This window comes from uncultured Clostridium sp. (assembly GCF_900547735.1).
Classification (GTDB): domain Bacteria; phylum Bacillota; class Clostridia; order Lachnospirales; family Lachnospiraceae; genus Otoolea.
The window spans coordinates 1-18,533 of sequence record NZ_URHZ01000093.1 but is presented as its reverse complement, the minus strand read 5'-3'; the positions used below and the strand labels follow the sequence as shown (position 1 = coordinate 18,533).

Below are 18,533 nucleotides of genomic sequence, written 5' to 3'. Positions count from 1 at the left end.
CTCCCACTCCCCCGTCCGCCGTCTTCCAGAGGCGTCCTCGCATCTCAACTAAATCCCCTCTTATAACCAAATAAAGGGATAAATTTTAAGTAAACTGTAATAGTTATTCCCAGAAATCTATGCTATAATGATATCCAAACGATGAAATGCATTTTCTTTTTTATTTCCTCGACAACAATGGAAGCCGGGATTTTTTCCGGTCTACTTTTTTGCCTGTCTGTCATCCTGGTTTTTAATTTCATGCCTTACAGGCACCTCAAACAAAACATATTCTTAGATAAAGGTGATTTAATATTATGGGAAAAGATGATTTTTTACTGAAAAGCAGCGGATATTCCAGTCATTCCAGGCGGCAGCGCAGGAAGTTTCTGCGGGTACTGCCCTATATTGTCCTGGTGTCGATTCTAGCTATTTTACTCTGCATTGCGGCGTATCTCTATATGAGAAATAAGAGCCTGGAGACCCGGGGAGTACTCGGGGAAGTCTATACGGCCTCAGATCCGTCCATGCAGGGGCCCGATCCCGGTAATCAGGGAGCTGCGGGGACGGCGGGAGATTCTTCCGAATCCCAGGATGCCGCGGAGGCTTCCGCCAATGCGAACAGCCTGGAAAGCTATCTGAACCGCGCCAATCTCATTGCCGCCGGTTATGATTATGACGCTGCCATCGCGCTTTTAAATGAAAGCCCTTATGCATCGGATGAACAGGTTACTGCGGCAATCGCAGGCTTTGAAGAGACAAAGAACACTCTCGTGCGCGCCGATCCGAAGAAAGTCACACATGTATTTTTCCACACCCTGATTATGGATACCTCCAAGGCCTTTGACGGCGATTCCAGGGAAAAGGGCTATAATCAGATGATGACCACCAAAGAGGAATTTATGAAGATTCTTCAATCCATGTATGACCGCGGTTTTGTCCTTGTAAAGCTCCACGATGTGGCTTACGAGACCACCGGCGAGGACGGCAATCCGCATTTTGTCCAGGGCGACATTATGCTGCCTCCGGGCAAACAGCCTTTCGTCATGTCACAGGATGACGTATGTTATTATGAATATATGGTGGACGACGGTTTTGCTACAAAGATGATTATTGGAGAAGACGGAAAACCTACCAATGAGATGAAACTGGAAGACGGTTCCGTGCTCGTAGGTTCCTACGACCTGGTTCCGCTGCTCGACGACTTTATCGAAGAGCATCCTGATTTCTCCTATAAGGGAGCAAAGGCAGTTATTGCTCTTACGGGATATAACGGTATCCTCGGTTACCGTACCGCCCCGTCTTACGATTCAGACGAATACAGGGCTAAGAACCCGGGCTTTGACTATGCAAAGGAGCGGGAAGAGGCCGCCAAGGTAGCCGAGTGCCTGAAAGAAAACGGTTTTGAGCTGGCTTCCCATAGCTGGGGCCACAGAAACATGGGAACGATCTCGATGGAGAACTTCCGCGCGGATACGGATAAATGGGAGGCAGAGGTGGAAACACTGATTGGCCCATGCGATATCATCCTGTTCCCGTTCGGCAGCGATATCGGCGGCTGGATGCCTTACGACACCAGCGGTGAGCGTTACCAGTATCTCCATTCCAAGGGATTCCGGTATTTCTGCAATGTGGATTCCAGCCAGTACTGGGTACAGATTGGCGACGATTACATGAGACAGGGACGAAGAAACCTGGATGGTTTCCGAATGTATTACGACCTTCCGGAGACGAATCCGACGAAGGATCATTTAAGCGATTTATTTGATGTTACCGAGGTATTTGACAGAAGAAGACCTACTCCAGTCGCGAAGATGAGCGAATAGGGAGGAAACGATAAAAAAGTGCCATATCCGGCGCCAGGAATGCTGTATTCCTGTACCGGGTATGGCACTTTTTTAATACATAGAAAAATACGCTCTATGAAACAAAAAACGCTCCGCGAGGATGCACATGCCGCGCAGAAGTAAATAGTTGCTGAAGCAACCGCGCGGCAACGCATGCATCCCGCGAGCGGGATTCTTTGTTCTCATCTAAAACTGTACTATCTCTTTTATTTCGTTTGCCTTCTCCACATAATCCGCATAGAGCATCGGGCCTTCGCCTTCATATTCCGGGCTGAATTCGTATTCCACTCTCGCGGTAACTTTTACCCACTCTTTTGTTTCCAGGAGTCTGGCATTTTTGGCTTTGCACATGAAGCCCAGGAAGGTCATATCCGCTTCACAGCAGGTCATCGCCATTCTTCCCGGCACGAAGTAGTTCTTCGGGAAATCAGGAGTCTTAAGGACCATCGCAGTAAATTCCACCGTCTTACCGCGGTAGCGGTCGGGCTTGTCCAGCATGTCGATGTACCAGATTCCGTATGCTTCCGGTGAAATCTCTATCACTTCTGCATTTACATCATACGGCAGATCCGCTTCGGAAATTTCCTGTATCTCGCCCTCGGCATCCTCAAAGACAATCTGCACCTGAGGATTCATTCCCTTTAAAGTCCTGCGGTAGGTATCCAGGTCTTCAATTTCGTCACACCGGTTCATAATAAGCATTTCCGTGTTTCTGACCATGGCGCCCACCAGTGGTTTCATGTTGCTCAGATATAAATCGAAGGTAGAACCGTCTACAATCGTGATCTGCTGGTAAAGCTCCCAGTCGGCCGGAAGTTTCAGCTCATCAAGGTTCCACATGCCGTTCCACTCCACCAGCACACGCTCCGGGTTATAGAAAAGCTCCAGCTCTTCCAGGTATTGCGGAGTAAGCTTTGAGAGTTCCTCCACATAGACTACCGCCGTCTTTGTCTCTTTGAGCAAATCCGCCTCGTACTCTTCCTCGCCTTCCTCGCAGACAATTAATAATGTCTTTCCCTCAGACTGGAAGTAATCCTGCTGAAGTGTAAATTTTATAAAGGCCGTTTTACCGGCTTCCAAAAAACCGTTTATCAGAAATAACGGCATCTTCTCGTCATCCATTACTTATATCTCCCTCCGTGGTTCATCAGGCTTTGAACGCCGCTTCCAGGCCTTCCTCATCCAGATTTGCACCTATTACGCAGAGTTTACCGGTATAGTCCGGAATTCCTTCGCGGATTTCCACCTGCTCCGGAACCAAATCGAAATGAAGCCAGATTCCCTCTTTCTCGCCGGGAATCATGCCCTTTGCACGGAGTACCTCGCCGTATTTCTGGCTGTAAGCAAGATCATGAAGTACTGCCTCCAGTTTCTCGCGGCTGATGGCAGACACATTCTCTCTTCCCCAGCTTGTGAAAACTTCATCGGCATGATGATGGTCATGGTGATCGTGATCATGACAGCCACAGGTACAGTTTTCGCCGTGATCATGGTCGTGATGGTGGTCATGATGCTCATGATCGTGGCAGCCGCATTCTTCCTCATCGTGGTCATGATGATGCTCATGTCCGTGGTCGTGGCAGCCGCACTCTTCTTCACCGTGATCATGGTGATGGTGTTCATGCCCATGATCATGGCAGCCGCATTCTTCTTCACCGTGATCATGGTGATGGTGCTCATGCCCATGATCGTGGCAGCCGCACTCTTCTTCCTCATGCTCATGATGATGGTGCTCATGCCCATGATCGTGGCAGCCGCACTCTTCTTCCTCATCGTGGTCATGATGATGGTGATGCCCGTGATCGTGACAGCCGCACTCCTCTTCCCCGTGGTCATGATGGTGGTGCTCATGCTGTTTGTATTCCCTGGCCTCCTTCATCAGTTCTTCCGCCATATCATCTTTTTTCTCGATAATTTCCAGAAGCTGTGCACCCGTAAGCTGGCTGCATGGAGTTGTTACAATATTTGCCGCTGCGTTATGCTCCCTCAGCATCTCAACAGCAGCCTGAACCTTTTCGGCCGCCGCAATATCGGTACGGCTCAGTACAATGGTACCTGCATTGTCGATCTGGTTATTGAAAAATTCGCCGAAATTCTTCATATACATACGGCACTTGTTTACGTCTACAACGGTAACGGCGCTGTTGAGCATTACTTCTATTTCAGAAGCGACATCTCTCACTGCCTTCATGACATCGGAAAGCTTTCCGACGCCCGACGGCTCGATAATGACACGGTCCGGCTGGTATTTTGTGAGCACTTCTTTAAGTGATTTGCCGAAATCCCCAACCAGGGAACAGCAGATACAGCCTGAATTCATCTCACGGATCTCAATCCCGGCGTCTTTTAAAAATCCTCCGTCAATTCCGATCTCACCAAATTCATTTTCAATCAGCACGACTTTCTCACCTGCGATGGCTTCCCTGAGGAGCTGCTTAATAAATGTAGTCTTCCCTGCTCCAAGGAAACCGGAAATGATATCAATCTTCGTCATTATTATCAACCTTCTTTTCTTCTTTTTACAATAGTTTAAACCTAATTTATTATTTTTACACAAACACAGGATAAAGTCAAGCAGGTGAGAATTTCAGTCAGCTTTTTATTCCATGTTCCGCATCAGCCAAAACGGCCGTTTTACCACTTAAATCCCTGCCGCACCGCCTGCACCAGGCTGAACAGTATAAAAGCCGCCAGGTCAACTACAACCACGCTGGCTCCTGCCGGAGTGGAATAGACATAGGAAATCACCATTCCAATACAGAAACAGATAATGGAAAGAATTCCGGAGACAATCATAACTCCCCTGAAGCTTTTAAATATCCTCATCGCTGTCAGGGACGGGAATATAATCAGGCTGGAAATCAGCATTGCCCCCATCATTCTCATTCCGAGCACGATGGTCACGGCGGTCAGGACCGCAATCAGGACATTATAAATAGAAACATTTACGCCGGTTGCCCTGGCGAAGTTCTCATCAAACGTCACTGCAAAAATCTTATTATAGCAGAACAGGAAAAGTCCTAATACCACTACGGAGAGAACAGCGGCAAACCGTACGTCTTCCCTGCTCATCGCAAGGATGCTGCCGAACATATAGCTGCTCACATCGGTTGTCATTCCCGTCGTCATGGAGGTCACGATAATACCGATTGCAAGTGCGCTGGCTGATATCATTGCGATCGCCGCGTCACTCTTAATCTTTCCCCTCTCCGTAATCCTGAGCAGGAAAAATGCCGCCAGGACCACAACTGGAATCGATACTTTGAGGGGTGACCATCCAATCGCCAGAGCCACCGACAAAGCGCCGAACGACACATGGGAAAGTCCGTCGCCTATCATGGAATACCGTTTCAGGACAAGGCTGACCCCCAAAAGTGATGCGCAGAGGGACACCAGCACGCCTCCCACAAGCGCTCTTACAATAAAGGGGTAGGACATCATTTCACTTACAATGCTCATCCTTCGTCACCTCCCAGAAACTGTCTGCCGATACCGCTCTTCAGATAATCTCTCATTGTTCCGCAGAAAATCGCCTTCTGCTGCAGATGCAGGATTTTTCCCGCCTGCTTTACAATATTCGCCATATCATGGGAAACCATCAAAATGGCCACCTTTTCCTCCCGGTTCAGCTTTCTGATAATATAATAAAAATCCTGAATTGCGGAGGGATCCAGCCCGGTAATCGGCTCATCCAGAATCAGGAGCTTGTCCGTGGCACAGAGCGCCCTGGCAATCAAAGCCCTCTGCTTCTGCCCTCCCGACAAATCCCTGAAACAGCTTTTTTTCAAATCTGTAATTCCAAGGCGCTCCAAATTGGCAAGCGCCGTCTCTTTTTCTTTCGAAGAATAGAAGGGCCGGTTCCCCCTCTTCCCCAGGCAGCCGGACAGCACCACCTCAAAAACGGTGGCCGGGAAATCTTTCTGAGCCGCTGTCTGCTGGGGCAGGTAACCGATGCCGGCCTTTTTAAGTTCCTCCGACACCTCAATTCTTCCCGCCGTCGGCTTTAACAGGCCCAGAATCCCCTTCATCAGGGTGCTCTTACCCGAGCCGTTCTCACCTACAATACAGATATAGTCCCCCGTATTGACTTCCAGGCTCACATCGATGACCGCATCCTGGTTCTCATATCCAAAATCGACATGCTCACATCTTAATAACAATCCCATTTATTCAAGTCCTTTTCTCAGGTTCACCACGTTTTGCTCCATCAGCTCCAGATAAGTTACCCCCGAATCAAACTGCCTCCTCGTCACATTGTGGCAGGAGTGGAACAGGAGAGGCTCAGCCCCCGTCTCTTCCCCGATAATCTCGGCTACACGGTGGCTGGAAAGTTCCAGGTAATAGACTACCGGTATATTTTCCGCCTTCACTTTATCTATCAGATAAGCAATCGTCTTTGCGCTGGGTTCCGTATCTGTGCTGCATCCGGTAAAAGCCGCCCGGTATTCAAGGCCGTATTCATCAAAGAAATAGCGCAGCGGAAACTTGTCACCGAAAACAAGGAGTCTCCTGCGGCCCGCCGCAACAACATCCCGGAACTCCTGGTCAAGAGTTTTCAGTTTGCCGATATAATCATCCGCCCGCCTGCGGTAACCCGCCGCATGGGCCGGATCTTCCTCCATCAGCACATCAGCCAGGACTCCCGTCAGCTTCATTGCATTGACCGGAGAGGTCCAGATATGTTCGTCATACTCTATTTCAATTTCGTGGCCGTCGTCATGTTCATGGCCGCTGTGCAGAAGGTCTTCCCCATAACCGTGTTCCTCTTCATGGGTGTGTGCGTGAAACTGCTCTCCTTCATGCAGGTGCTCATCCTCTTCGTGCAGGTGTTCATCCTCTTCATGCAGATGACCGTCATTTCCGTGAATGTGGCGGTCCGACGAATGATCATGCTCTTCCGCCTCCATCCCTTCCACAATCTCCTCTTCCACGGTGTCCACATAATCCATCATTGTGACAACACGGCCGGGAGCTGCACCGTCCCCAAAGGAATCCAGGACTTTCTCAAGCCACTGTTCCATGGCGCCGCCGTTGCACACGACAAGATCGGCATTCTGGATGGTAATCATATCCGCCGGAGTCGGTTCGAAGGAATGGCTGTCCATCCCGGCCGGAACCACAAGGGTAAGCTCGATATCATCTCCGGCTATCTGACGCAGAAAGTCGTAATAGGGAAACAGGGTTGTGACTACATTCAGTTTCCCGTCCATACCTTCCTTTTTCGGCTCGCCGGCCGCATGATTTCCCGTCTCACCGCCGCCTTTCGCTGCACTGTCCCCGCCGTAACGGCTGCAGCCTGAAGCCAGGCCGGTGACTGCAAGAAACAGGAACATGACAGAGAAACGTTTGGCAAAACGCATCATCCATTTTCCCGTTTTTCTGTTTTTATTTTCTTTCATTCAAATCCTCATTCGGCATATTAGCTTTGTCTACAATCATTTCCACCTGCGAGGGGTGATCCACAATATACTTCGGACTCAGAGCCTCCAGCTCCGCCCTGTCCCTGAATCCCCAGGTAACGCCTGCCGTATCCATTCCGGCCGCGATTCCCGTCTTCATATCCGTATTGGTATCACCCAGATAGAGGCATTCTTCCGGCGTCATTCCCATCTCACGGCAGACAATCAGCGCTCCGTCCGGTGCCGGTTTCTTAGGCGTGCCCGCCTGTTCTCCCCTGACACAGTCAAAATAATCTTTCCCGAAAATGGTTTCTATGTTCTCCACCGCCTGGTTATGCGGTTTGTTGGAGAATACTGCTATCTTTACCTGTTTCTTCCTCAGATATTCAAGAAGATGCCGGATTCCCTCATAGGGCCTTACATCCTTCATGCAGTATTTCGCAAAATTCTCCATATACAGCGGGAGAGCCGCCTCATAATGTGCCAGGTTCTCATCACCACAGGCCTTCAGGGCACGTTCCATCTGTGTCCTGTAACCGTCCCCCACCATCCGCTTCGTCTGCTCCGGTACAATCGGTCCGAGGCCAAAAGCAGCCAGCGTTACATTTGTTGTATAAGTCAGGGCATTGACCGTGTTAAGCAATGTCCCATCAAGATCAAAAATACATAAGCGGTACATCTCTCTCATCCTTTCGACGTAAAATTCAGATTATTCACAAACAGTACGTGAATAAACCTCACGTAACCTATCCGGTTTGAACAGTAACAGAAATTCCCACATGTAATAATATACTAAAAAAAAGAAAGATGCAACGGCCACTTATTTTTTCCCGTCCCCCGGCCGGGGGGTAAAAAGGGACGATTCTTGAATTTGTCTTTCTTTTCTCTTTCTATTATATTAATTCGCCCCCAGGCTCTGGCCTGCGTTCCGGGCACATGTTATAATGTCCTTATAATTGAGGAAGGAGAACACCGCCGGTTACGGTCGGAGTTCGGAATGGTGAGGGGGAGGGTGTGAGTCTTCAGTCCCGGCTTGAGTTTGATCGCGGGTGGGGAATCCGGGCAGAAAAAGTTCCTCCGGGAAACGCTTGCGCTCTTTGAAGTGCATAACAGTACTAAGGTGCCAAAATACGCCACCTAAGTACTGATGGACTTCCAGGTTCCCTGCGGAATCTTTTTCTCCCGGATTCTCCACGGGAAGGTTATGGCCGGGACTGAAGACGCGAAGGTGATCGACGTTCCGGAAACCGGCCTGCGGCCGCTGATTTGTTCTATTCCTTCAAGGTGGAAGGGTATTGTCGCTGCCATCACGGGCCTTCAGATGCCCGGGAACCGTCTCTTTACAAACCTGAGAATTGTGTTATCAGAAAGCCGGCTTTCACTCAGGATGAGATAGTAGAAATCCCGGGTCTTAGCCACTCAAAACAGTGTTTTATCCTGTTTTACATGCACTGCGAAGCAGTGATTAATAAGATAGCGAACCGATTAAATACCAGCGCTTCGTAGTGGCCGCGGCAATATCTCCCCCGCACTCGACGAAAGAGATAATCAACCCCTGAAGACGACAGACGGCGACGCCCCCGATGCACAGTTTTAAAATACAAACTAAAAACCATCAGACACAGATATTTCTATAATAAGGAGGCACATAATGAAAAAAAGTATCAGAATCCTGTCATCCGCACTGATTATTTCAATGTCCTGTTTCTCCACTTCCTTTGCCGGTCAGTGGATACAGGACCAAAACAGGCCTTCCGTAAAAGACGGCGTCTCAAACTGGCGCTGGCAGGAGGATAACGGTTCCTACGTCGGCAGTTGTGATCTCTGGTTGGATGGAAACCAGGACGGCATTTATGAAAACTATTATTTTAATTCCGACGGCTGGATGCTTGCCGATACCGAGACGGAGTACGGTCAGAAAATAGGGGCGGACGGAGCAGCTCTTCTGGGTGACGGGACCATATCCCTTCTCACCGCTCCCAGGGACAGCAGCGTAATAACCACACGGGATTATACCCTCACCCTCCCGGATAACTGGAAGAATCATTTCTGTTATTCCACAAACGGAGGAAATCTTTATGTTGATTTTTATCCGGTCAAACCTCTGATCATGGACGGAAAAGTCCGCAGTTCCGTCACTCAGACCATGTTCTGGCTCCTGCAGTTCGACAGCCGCGAAGAGATGGATGAGACAAGGGCTCTTGGCATGCACGACGGCTGGAAGTATCTTGGCAGTAACAACGGCAAATATTATGTATCCTGCGGTCCCACAGACACGGCCATCGAATTTTATACGGACGGGGAGCGGGAAATGATGCAGCAGATGGACAGCAGCCTCTATTCCGGCGTACAGCCAGGTTTATGGAACAGGATGGCATTCCGATAGCCCCCTGCTGCATTCTGTAAATAACTGTCATGCAAAGGAGGATTCCTAATGGATAAACAGATATACAAATTGCCGCTCTACACGCTTGCCTCAGGACTTATCATCAGAATTATCTTCTATTTTGTAGTACTGACTGCTGTCAGTCTGACCACAGAATGGTCCGTTTGGATGAGCAACAGCCTCCTTACAGCCCGTCTGGCCGCCTCCGCCGTTCTTTTTATTTTCATTGGACGGCATCTTTGCAGGACATACACGCGGCAGACGTGTTTCAGGGCGGCGTCCTATCTCTTTGTTTACTCCGTCATCACTCTGGTTTTGGAACAGCTTATGCTGCGCACCGGAAATTACGGCCAGATAAACGATTTACTTTATCTCCCTGTGGAAATTTTCAATCCCATTACCTCCGTGACGCTGATGCTCTTCGGAAAATCAGTTCCTGGCTGGCTCTGCGCCGTTCCATCCCTGTTCGCGCCTTACCTGTTTCTGTTCTTCAGCACGGACGGTTCAGACGGCGCCGCACCGGCTGCCGGCCATACTGATTTTTAATCATAGAAACGATGTAACGCAAATAATAAGTTACCTTGGAAAGGCTGAATTATGGGAGAACTTGAAAAACTTCCGAACATCGGAAAAGAACTGGAACGCCAGTTGAACGAAGCGGGAATCTTCACGCGGGAGGATTTGGACCGATACGGTTCCAGAAATGCATGGCTGAAAATACAGGAAAATGACTCTTCGGCCTGTATACACAGGCTGCTTGCGATTGAAGGCGCTCTGCAGGGAGTGAAAAAAACTCTGCTTCCGCCGGAAATAAAAGCAGATCTGAAGGAATTTTATACCCAGAATAAGATAAAGCACACTCCGTGAACCTTTTCCTGACAACCAACAAAAAAAGATGAAACTGTTTAGCCGCCTGACTCCGCCGACTGTAATAAAACGTGGGGGAGGAACAGATCTGCCCGGAGGCAGACGGCAAACATTTCATCTTTTTCTATTATCTCAATAAACCGTCATGATATACATATAATCTAAACGTTCTTTTTAAGAGCCGCAAGAATCACACATCCGACTGCGGAGCCTGCCGCAACCGCCGCCAGGTATCCCAGAGGATTTCCTATGGTGGGAAGCACGAAAATACCGCCGTGGGGAGCTCTCAACGTGCATCCTAGGAGCATGGACAGACCTCCGGCCACCGCAGAACCGGCGATACAGGAAGGAATTACACGCAGGGGATCCTGTGCGGCAAAGGGGATGGCGCCTTCCGAAATAAAGGACAGACCCATAATATAGTTTACAAGTCCGGACTGACGCTCTTTATCCGTAAACTTCCTTTTGAAAAAAGTGGTTGCAAGGGCGATTGCCAGCGGAGGAACCATACCTCCCGCCATAACGGCGGCCATCACATCGAAATTGCCCTCCGCCAACTGGGCCGTTCCGAACACGTAGGCCGCTTTGTTTACCGGGCCGCCCATATCTACCGACATCATTCCGCCGACCACCATTCCGAGAATCACTTTGCTGGTTCCGCCCATCCCGTTTAACAGGTGGGAAAGGCCGTCGTTGATTGCGCCGACAAAGGGATTGATAATGGTTGTAATCACGGCTACGAGGAGAATGCCGAGCACCGGGTAAAGCAGGATCGGCTTGATTCCATCCAGTGATTTAGGCAGCCGGCTGAATACTTTTTTCAATAACAGGATGAGATAACCGCCGATAAAACCGGCCAGCAGCGCTCCCAGGAAACCGGCGTTTACATCTCCGCCCGCCGGGTTTGCAAATGTCATGCCCATCTTGGCAACGAGACCGCCTACAAAACCAACGGCCAGACCCGGGCGGTCTGCAATGCTCATCGCGATAAATCCCGACAGTACGGGCAGCATCATTCCAAACGCCTGCTCGCCCACCGTCTTTAAGTAGGCGGCAAGCGGCGTGTTTTTACCAAAGTTCGCCGGATCAATGGAATAGTCGTCAAAAAGAAACGCGAGGGCAATCAGAATACCTCCGCCGATGACAAACGGCAGCATGTGGGAGACGCCGTTCATCAGATGTTTATAGATGCTTCTGCCCAGATTCTCCTTATCGGATGTTTCTTCGGCCCCGTTTCCTCCGTCTCCCGTATGGTGGTAAACGGGCACCTCACCCGCTTCGATTCTCTTAATCAGTTCTTCCGCTTTGTGGATACCGTCGGAAACGGGCGCAATGATAACCGGTTTTCCGTTGAAACGCGCCATTTCCACATTCTTATCGGCCGCAATGATAATTCCGTCCGCGGACTCAATCTCTTCCTTTGTGAGATGGTTTTGAATGCCGTCCGCTCCATTTGTCTCCACCTTGACCGGATATCCCAGTTTTTCACCGGTTCTCTGAAGGTTTTCCGCTGCCATAAACGTATGGGCGATACCGGTCGGGCAGGCCGTCACGGCGAGAATCCTGTACCCTGTATCAGCCGGAGTTTTCCCGCCCGTCCCGCGTTCCGGCGCAGGCTCCGCCTCCTGCGGCGTCTCCTCCTTTGCCGGGGCAAAACGGTCTTCTTCCTTGTCATTAATCAGCTTGAGAAATTCAGCCGCCGTCTTTGCCTTGACAAGCGAGTTCTTAAAATCCGGGTCCATCAAAACCATAGAGAGTTTTGAAAGAGCCTCCAGGTGGGCATCCGCTTCTCCATCCGGGGCCGCTATCATGAAAAGAAGGTTGACCGGACTGCCGTCAAATGAATCATAGTCCACGCCGTCCGGCACTACCATTGCCGCCAGTCCCGGTTCATCGACCGCCGCCACCTTTGCATGGGGAATTGCAATCCCGTCGCCGACCGCCGTACTTCCCAGGGCCTCCCTTGCAAGAATGCCCTTCCTGTAACCTTCCCTGTCACTCAGTCTGCCGCTTTTATCCATCAAATCCACAAGATAATCAATCGCGGCCTCTTTCGAATCCACCCTGACCCCGAGAGCAATACTCTCTTTCTTCAATAAATCCGTAATCCTCATGTTGTCCTCCTGATTTGTCGTTCTGTCTCCTGATTACTTTTAAGTCCCGCCGGCATCTTATCCTCTGCCGGTTTTCTCTCTGATTTACTGCTCTCCCCTATGGTCTTTCGTTACCCTTTATCACATTTGTATTAAAGTTTTTCCAGTATTTCTATAATATCCTTCCTGGTTGCAATACCCTCGGAAAATGCCGTCGCACTTCCCGATGCGGTCCCCAGTTTCAGCGCATATCCGTAATCTCTTTTATCCAGATAGCCCGCGATAAAACCGGCCACCATGGAATCTCCGGCTCCTACGGAATTCTTTACCGTTCCCTTTGCCACGCCCATCTTATGGACGGTTCCGTCTTCGGTAATCAGTATAGCCCCGTCTCCCGCCATGGAAATCAGGACATTGACCGCTCCCATCTCCTGAAGCTTCCCGGCATAATGAATGATGTCCTCATCCGATTTGAGTTCCACATTAAACATCTCGCCGAGCTCGTGATTGTTCGGTTTAATCAGGAACGGATGATATTTGAGAACGTTGAGAAGTAAGTCCTTCGTTGCATCGACAACGATTCTGACCCCTTTTCCCTCCAACCGTGACATGATAATTTCATAGATTTCATCATCGATGGATTTCGGAATGCTGCCCGACAGCACGAGAATATCCCCGCTCCCCAGCTTATCCAGCTTCTCAAACATCTTTTCCACGTCTTCTTCCGTGATTTTCGGGCCGATTCCATTGAGCTCCGTCTCATCATCGGATTTCATCTTTACATTAATTCGTGACATTCCCTCTTTTACGCGGATAAAGTCACTGGCAAACCCAAGTGTCTTGACGCCGCGTTCTATCTCGTCACCCGTAAATCCCGCTACAAACCCGAGCGCCGTGCTGGCATACCCCAATTCCTTTAAAACCGCCGATACATTGATCCCCTTGCCGCCGTAGAAAATCTCTTCCGATACGGTCCTGTTCACCGTTCCCGTCTTAAAATGATCCACCTTAATCACGTAGTCCAACGCCGGATTAAATGTAACCGTGTAAATCATACGTCACTCCTCCTTCTTTATATGAAATATATTTTCATCACTTAATCTCATAATAATACGGAATTTTCGTTTCGTCAATACGTTTCATCGTGAAATTTCATTTCTTTACCAATTTCATCATTATGCATAATTTACCCTGAAAAACAATTTTTTAAACATGGATTTTTTAGTCATTCTGCCCCGCCCGCGGCATTGCGCCGTAATGTCAAATTTACTTTAAACCGTCCTGTTTCTCACGCATAGCCGCCTCACGCTGTGAATACACGCAGCCGCAGTAATTCTGTCTGTAAAGATGATACTCCTGTGACAATTCAACGGAACGCCTGTAACCGTTCTTTTTCTTAAAATCGGAGTTGAGAAACTTCACTCCATATTCCTTTGCCGCCTCCTCGCCTATCCGGTTCAGCCTCTCCGCATTTTTCAGCGGGCTGATTGTGAGTGAGGTGGTAAACCAGTCGTATCCGCCCTCTTTTGCCAGCCTTGCCGCCTCAAAAAGCCGCATCCTGAAACAGAGTCCGCAGCGTTCGCCGCCCTCCTTATCCTCCTCATGTCCCTTGACGGCCTGGAAAAACTTCTCCGGCCGGTAATCCCCGGCCATAAATTCCACCGGATGCTCCGCCGGCATCTCCCGAACCAGCCGCTCAATCTCCCCCAGTCTCTCCTCGTACTCCTCCGGCGGAAAAATATTCGGGTTATAATAAAAAACAGTAATCCTGAAAAACTTCGACAAATACTCCAGCACATAGCTGCTGCACGGCGCACAGCAGCTATGCAGGAACAAAGAAGGCACCTCCTTGTCCCTCTCCGCCTGTTTAATAATCTTTTCCATTTCTATCTGATAATTTCTCTTATTCTCCATACAATCACCTTTTCCGTCTTCCATTTCCCAGCGCGAACGAGTCCGGTCCGCCGGGCTCTCGCGCCGAGCGCGGCCGCATGGCGGCATATTACATCTTTGTGCGAGTGCGCATCCTGCCCGGAGGTTTTTTTATATCATAGGAAGACTTTCCTATGATATAAAAAAAGCAACCCCGCTAAAAGCTCCTTTGCGCATATATCCTAAGCGATATCACACAATCTGCTTTCAGCACACAGGCTGCTTAATTTATTTTACGATTTACAGGAAATCACGGATCCGTTTACTTCTGACCGGGTTTCTCAGTTTTCTGAGAGCCTTGGCCTCTATCTGCCTGATACGCTCACGGGTAACGTTAAATTCTTTACCCACTTCCTCCAGTGTTCTCGGGTGGCCGTCCTCCAGACCGAAGCGCAGAACGATTACCTGACGCTCCCTCTCTTTCAGATCGCCGAGCAGTGCGTCGATATGCTCTCTCAGCATAACAGACTCCACGTTGCCCTCCGGAGTTACCACATTGCCGTCAGCCACGAAATCTCCCAGGTTGGAATCGTCTTCCTCTCCAATCGGGGTCTCCAGAGAAGCCGGTTCCCTGGCTATCTGCATGATCTCCATGACCTTGTCTTCCGTCATCTCAAGTGCTTCGGAAAGCTCTGCCACGGATGGTTCATAGCCCAGCTCCAGTGTCAGTTTTCTCTGCATCTTCGACATCTTATTAATCGTCTCAACCATATGCACGGGAACACGGATCGTTCTCGCCTGATCTGCCAGCGCTCTTGTGACAGACTGCCGAATCCACCAGGTAGCATATGTACTCAGCTTATATCCTTTTGTGTAATCAAATTTTTCAACACCCTTGATCAGGCCCAGATTTCCTTCCTGAACAAGATCCAGAAAGCTCATGCCTCTGCCGGTATAACGTTTCGCGATACTTACCACAAGCCTTAAATTGGCCTCAATTAAACGTTCCTTTGCATTGTCATCGCCCTCTGCCTTCCTCTTGGCAAGACGCAGTTCCTCATCAGCGCTTAAAAGCGGAACCGTACCTATCTCTTTCAGGTACATACGCACCGGATCCTCGGTACCAATCCCTTCCAGAAGATCAATGGCATCGAGATCAATCTCTTCCTCTTCGCTCTTCAGAAAATCATCATCTGCATCGTCCAGAAGCAGAGCGTCATCTTCCGCCAGTATCGTTTCATCGATCACTTCAGGGATAATGTCAATATTATTGTTCTCCAGATAATTATAAATCTGTTCCATCTGTTCTGTTGACAGATTATCCCCGGCAAAAAAATTGTTAATCTCTGTGATGTCAAGTGCATTCTGCTTTGTTTTCGCCAGGTCGACAAGTCGTTTTAACTTCTCTAAAAAATTTTCTTTCTCCACGAATTAACGTCCTTTCGCCTAAGAAGTTTTGTAAAATAGTGCTTGGCCTTTTATTATATACTAACCAAAATTTTTTTTCAACATATTTCTGAGCTTTTCTATTAGTTTTTCACAAAGCTTCGACAACAGACGACGCTTTGCGTCTGATTGCTACCGCGCGGTTCATGTTTTCTATTAGTGTTTCCGTCCTGCTGCCGCCATATTCCCCGTCCAGCGACCAGTCCACCGGTTCCGGTGATGTCACTTTCAGGCGTTTCGCGCGAAACTGGTATACGCAGTCATTTTCTCCCTCGCGCAGTATCAGATAGGAAGCAATGCTGGCAATATCCTTCGGCGTTCTGGGTTTTCTGACCAGAAGAACTTCAAATTCTCCGTCGTCCAATGCCACATTCAGCCCTACCAGTCCTTTAAATCCGCCGATACTGATTGTATTCGTAATCATTCCGATTATGAATTCGTCATCCAGCGTTCCGGCGTCCCACTCAAACTTCATCCTGTAGGCTTTCAGGTTTGTGACCCTCTTTACCGCTTCCAGCATGTAGGCCTGATGCCCCAGCAGATTCTTTGTCTCCTGCGGAGTTCTGTAAGAAACCTCGGTAAACGCTCCGAACGCCGCGACATAAACGAAATACTTCTCTTCCCCGAATTTACCTATATCCACGGCGATCGTACTTCCGCTGACGGCATCTAAGGCCGCCTTCTTCATGTTTTTGGAAATTCCAATGCTGGAGGCGTAATCGTTGGTGGAACCCGACGGAATATAACCAATCACCGGCCTCTTTCCCGGCGGAAACGTCATAAGTCCCGATACGACCTCATTGAGCGTGCCGTCACCGCCGCTGCATACCACAAGGTTCTTCCCCCTGGCGCAGCGCTTCACAACACGCATTGCATCGAGCGGCTCCTGGGTGACGTGGACCGTCACATCATATCCGCACTTTGTAAATATATCCAATATATCGAGCAGTTTGTTTCGTATCTGCTCTTTACCCGATCTGGGATTGAACACGAAAATCATTTTTTTCATAGGTCTTCCCTCTCATTATTTCACATTAAAGCTTTTGTATACACTCCGAATGCATTTGGAAGGGGATATTTTGAAAATATTTCCTCTTTTTTCACCATTTTAAACAATTCTGGATGTTCATTTGCAATTTTTACACGATATCCCGTCATGTGCCACTCCACATGGGAGAAAATATGGACCGAATCGGCAAGCTTTTCAACGGACAGAATCTCCTCCGCCGGAAGTCCCAGCCCGTCTTTCAGCTGCTCCTTAAGCTCTCCCGCCTCTGCATGTCCCGGGATGTTGGGAAATTCATAGAGTGACGCCAGAAGTCCCTTGCTGCTCCTTTTACGGATAGCCGCCCGGTCCTCCCATTCCAGAAGAAATACCGTCTTATCTTCAATTCTTCTCGGTTTCTTGGGCGCCTTAACGGGAATTATCTCCGTCAGCTCCTCTCTCCGCGCCAGGCAGATTGAATGAAGCGGACACTCCGCGCAAAGCGGCTTTCCGGCCGGGATACAGACTATAGCTCCCAGTTCGATCAGCGCCTGGTTATAATCCCCGGCTCTCTCTCTGTCCATGTTGTCCCTGATTAAATCTTCAAACCGCTTTTTCGTGCCGGCTTTTCCAATATCTTCCCTGTCGGCCAGAAGTCTTGACAGCACCCGCAGGACATTCCCGTCCACAGCCGGTTCCGGAATGCCAAAAGCAATAGAAGCAACCGCTCCGGCCGTATAGCTTCCTATTCCCGGAAGCTTTATCAGTTTTTCATAGGAGTCCGGCATTACCGCTCCATATTCTTCCACAATAACCTGGGCCGCCTTTTTCAGATTCCTGGCCCTGTTATAATATCCAAGCCCTTCCCACAGCTTCAGAAGCGTCTGCTCCTCCACCTGGGCCAGGCTCTTTATATCGGGCAGCGCCTCCATAAAACGGGCAAAATACGGTTTAACCGCCTCTACCCTGGTCTGCTGCAGCATAATCTCAGAAATCCACACCCGGTACGCTTCCGGTTCCTCCCTCCAGGGCAGAATCCGTCTGTTACGATCATACCAGTAAAGCAACGGCCCCGATGCGGCCCTGAGCCTCTCCGCTTCCTCAAGCGGACTCTCTTCCCGCTCCAGCGTTTTTAATTTACCATATAAATATTCCATAAGTTCCTCATAACCGCCGCCCAAAACAGCGGACGGAGTAGTCTAACAGGTAGCTATTTCTTCAGTCCCGGTTCAATGGCTGCCGTAAAAGGAGAAGTCATTGCCGCATCAACTGCTCAGTTATAATACCTTTACCTTCAGATAACATTATCTCCAACTGAATCTAAAACTGAACCAAACCCAAAACCCAATGCCTCCTATCCTCTCAGACGCCCCCTCAAAGTCTCAACAAAAGCTCTCCTTCAGGCATCCAAAAAAGCGTAGTGGCAGCGACAATACCCTCCCCTTGAAGAATCATAACAGATCAGCCTCCGCAGTCCGTGCCGGAATGGAGAAAACCTTCGCGTCTTCAGTCCCGGCCAATAACCTGCCCGTGGGGAAGGAGGGAGAAAAAGATTCCGGAGGGAACCTGGGAGTTCATCGGCACTTACCGAGGTTTTTTCGAGGTGTCGAGTAGATGTGCCCCTTACAGGGCACACCCCTCACAGAAATCCGGACGTGC

The 18,533-nt window shown here is 49.4% G+C and carries 17 protein-coding genes; 5 read left to right on the top strand and 12 right to left on the bottom strand.

Translation table 11 applies throughout. From position 1 onward, the window contains the following. The first annotated feature begins 296 nt into the window (after positions 1-296). Positions 297-1,805 carry a polysaccharide deacetylase family protein gene (locus QZT18_RS20925; RefSeq protein WP_294151119.1) on the top strand — a complete coding sequence of 503 codons (1,509 nt, stop codon included), beginning with the start codon at positions 297-299 and terminating at the stop codon, positions 1,803-1,805. Positions 1,806-2,012: 207 nt separating this feature from the next. On the opposite strand, the gene QZT18_RS20920 is transcribed toward QZT18_RS20925, so the two are convergent. The 6 genes from QZT18_RS20920 to QZT18_RS20895 all read right to left on the bottom strand — a co-directional run bounded on the left by QZT18_RS20920 (position 2,013) and on the right by QZT18_RS20895 (position 7,904). Beyond that, positions 2,013-2,948 (bottom strand): GTP-binding protein, encoded by a 936-nt coding sequence (locus QZT18_RS20920; RefSeq protein WP_294151117.1) that lies wholly within the window; start codon positions 2,946-2,948, stop codon positions 2,013-2,015. A gap of 25 nt (positions 2,949-2,973) precedes the next feature. Beyond that, entirely contained in the window at positions 2,974-4,320 is a 1,347-nt protein-coding gene (locus tag QZT18_RS20915; protein WP_294151115.1) for a CobW family GTP-binding protein, read from the bottom strand. A gap of 140 nt (positions 4,321-4,460) precedes the next feature. Continuing rightward, positions 4,461-5,285 (bottom strand): metal ABC transporter permease, encoded by an 825-nt coding sequence (locus tag QZT18_RS20910; protein ID WP_294151112.1) that lies wholly within the window; start codon positions 5,283-5,285, stop codon positions 4,461-4,463. Continuing rightward, the gene (locus tag QZT18_RS20905; RefSeq protein ID WP_294151110.1) at positions 5,282-5,992 is read right to left on the bottom strand and encodes a metal ABC transporter ATP-binding protein; all 711 of its coding nucleotides are present in this window, start codon (positions 5,990-5,992) and stop codon (positions 5,282-5,284) included. The genes QZT18_RS20910 and QZT18_RS20905 overlap by 4 nt, the downstream gene beginning before the upstream one ends. Further along, positions 5,993-7,225, bottom strand: coding sequence for a metal ABC transporter substrate-binding protein (locus tag QZT18_RS20900; RefSeq protein ID WP_366925943.1), 1,233 nt, complete (start codon positions 7,223-7,225; stop codon positions 5,993-5,995). It abuts the gene before it with no gap. Further along, a complete protein-coding gene (locus QZT18_RS20895; protein ID WP_294151108.1) occupies positions 7,212-7,904 on the bottom strand; it encodes an HAD family hydrolase in 693 nt (230 codons plus the stop codon). Before QZT18_RS20895 ends, QZT18_RS20900 begins: the two co-directional genes overlap by 14 nt. 525 nt (positions 7,905-8,429) lie before the next feature. Here QZT18_RS20895 and QZT18_RS20890 point away from each other — a divergent pair. From QZT18_RS20890 to QZT18_RS20875, 4 genes are all read left to right on the top strand, one after another. Continuing rightward, positions 8,430-8,621 (top strand): hypothetical protein, encoded by a 192-nt coding sequence (locus tag QZT18_RS20890; protein ID WP_294151106.1) that lies wholly within the window; start codon positions 8,430-8,432, stop codon positions 8,619-8,621. Positions 8,622-8,876: 255 nt separating this feature from the next. Beyond that, complete coding sequence (locus tag QZT18_RS20885) at positions 8,877-9,611, top strand: hypothetical protein (RefSeq protein ID WP_294151104.1); 735 nt, start codon at positions 8,877-8,879, stop codon at positions 9,609-9,611. Positions 9,612-9,659: 48 nt separating this feature from the next. Further along, a complete protein-coding gene (locus tag QZT18_RS20880; protein WP_294151103.1) occupies positions 9,660-10,157 on the top strand; it encodes a hypothetical protein in 498 nt (165 codons plus the stop codon). A 51-nt stretch (positions 10,158-10,208) separates the two neighbouring features. Further along, on the top strand, positions 10,209-10,478 hold the full coding sequence (locus tag QZT18_RS20875) for a TfoX/Sxy family protein (RefSeq protein ID WP_294151101.1): 270 nt from the start codon (positions 10,209-10,211) through the stop codon (positions 10,476-10,478). A gap of 161 nt (positions 10,479-10,639) precedes the next feature. On the opposite strand, the gene QZT18_RS20870 is transcribed toward QZT18_RS20875, so the two are convergent. The 6 genes from QZT18_RS20870 to mutY form a co-directional block, all read right to left on the bottom strand. Beyond that, a complete protein-coding gene (locus QZT18_RS20870) occupies positions 10,640-12,592 on the bottom strand; it encodes a fructose-specific PTS transporter subunit EIIC (protein ID WP_294151100.1) in 1,953 nt (650 codons plus the stop codon). 131 nt (positions 12,593-12,723) lie between these two features. Further along, entirely contained in the window at positions 12,724-13,626 is a 903-nt protein-coding gene (pfkB, locus tag QZT18_RS20865) for a 1-phosphofructokinase (RefSeq protein ID WP_294151099.1), read from the bottom strand. A 211-nt stretch (positions 13,627-13,837) separates the two neighbouring features. Beyond that, entirely contained in the window at positions 13,838-14,485 is a 648-nt protein-coding gene (locus tag QZT18_RS20860; RefSeq protein ID WP_294151098.1) for an epoxyqueuosine reductase QueH, read from the bottom strand. A 258-nt stretch (positions 14,486-14,743) separates the two neighbouring features. Further along, positions 14,744-15,871, bottom strand: coding sequence for an RNA polymerase sigma factor RpoD (rpoD, locus tag QZT18_RS20855; RefSeq protein WP_227031183.1), 1,128 nt, complete (start codon positions 15,869-15,871; stop codon positions 14,744-14,746). Between the two features lie 109 nt (positions 15,872-15,980). Further along, entirely contained in the window at positions 15,981-16,898 is a 918-nt protein-coding gene (locus tag QZT18_RS20850; RefSeq protein WP_294151097.1) for a diacylglycerol kinase family protein, read from the bottom strand. Positions 16,899-16,918: 20 nt separating this feature from the next. Beyond that, entirely contained in the window at positions 16,919-18,031 is a 1,113-nt protein-coding gene (mutY, locus tag QZT18_RS20845; RefSeq protein ID WP_294151096.1) for an A/G-specific adenine glycosylase, read from the bottom strand. Between the last annotated feature and the right edge of the window lie 502 nt (positions 18,032-18,533).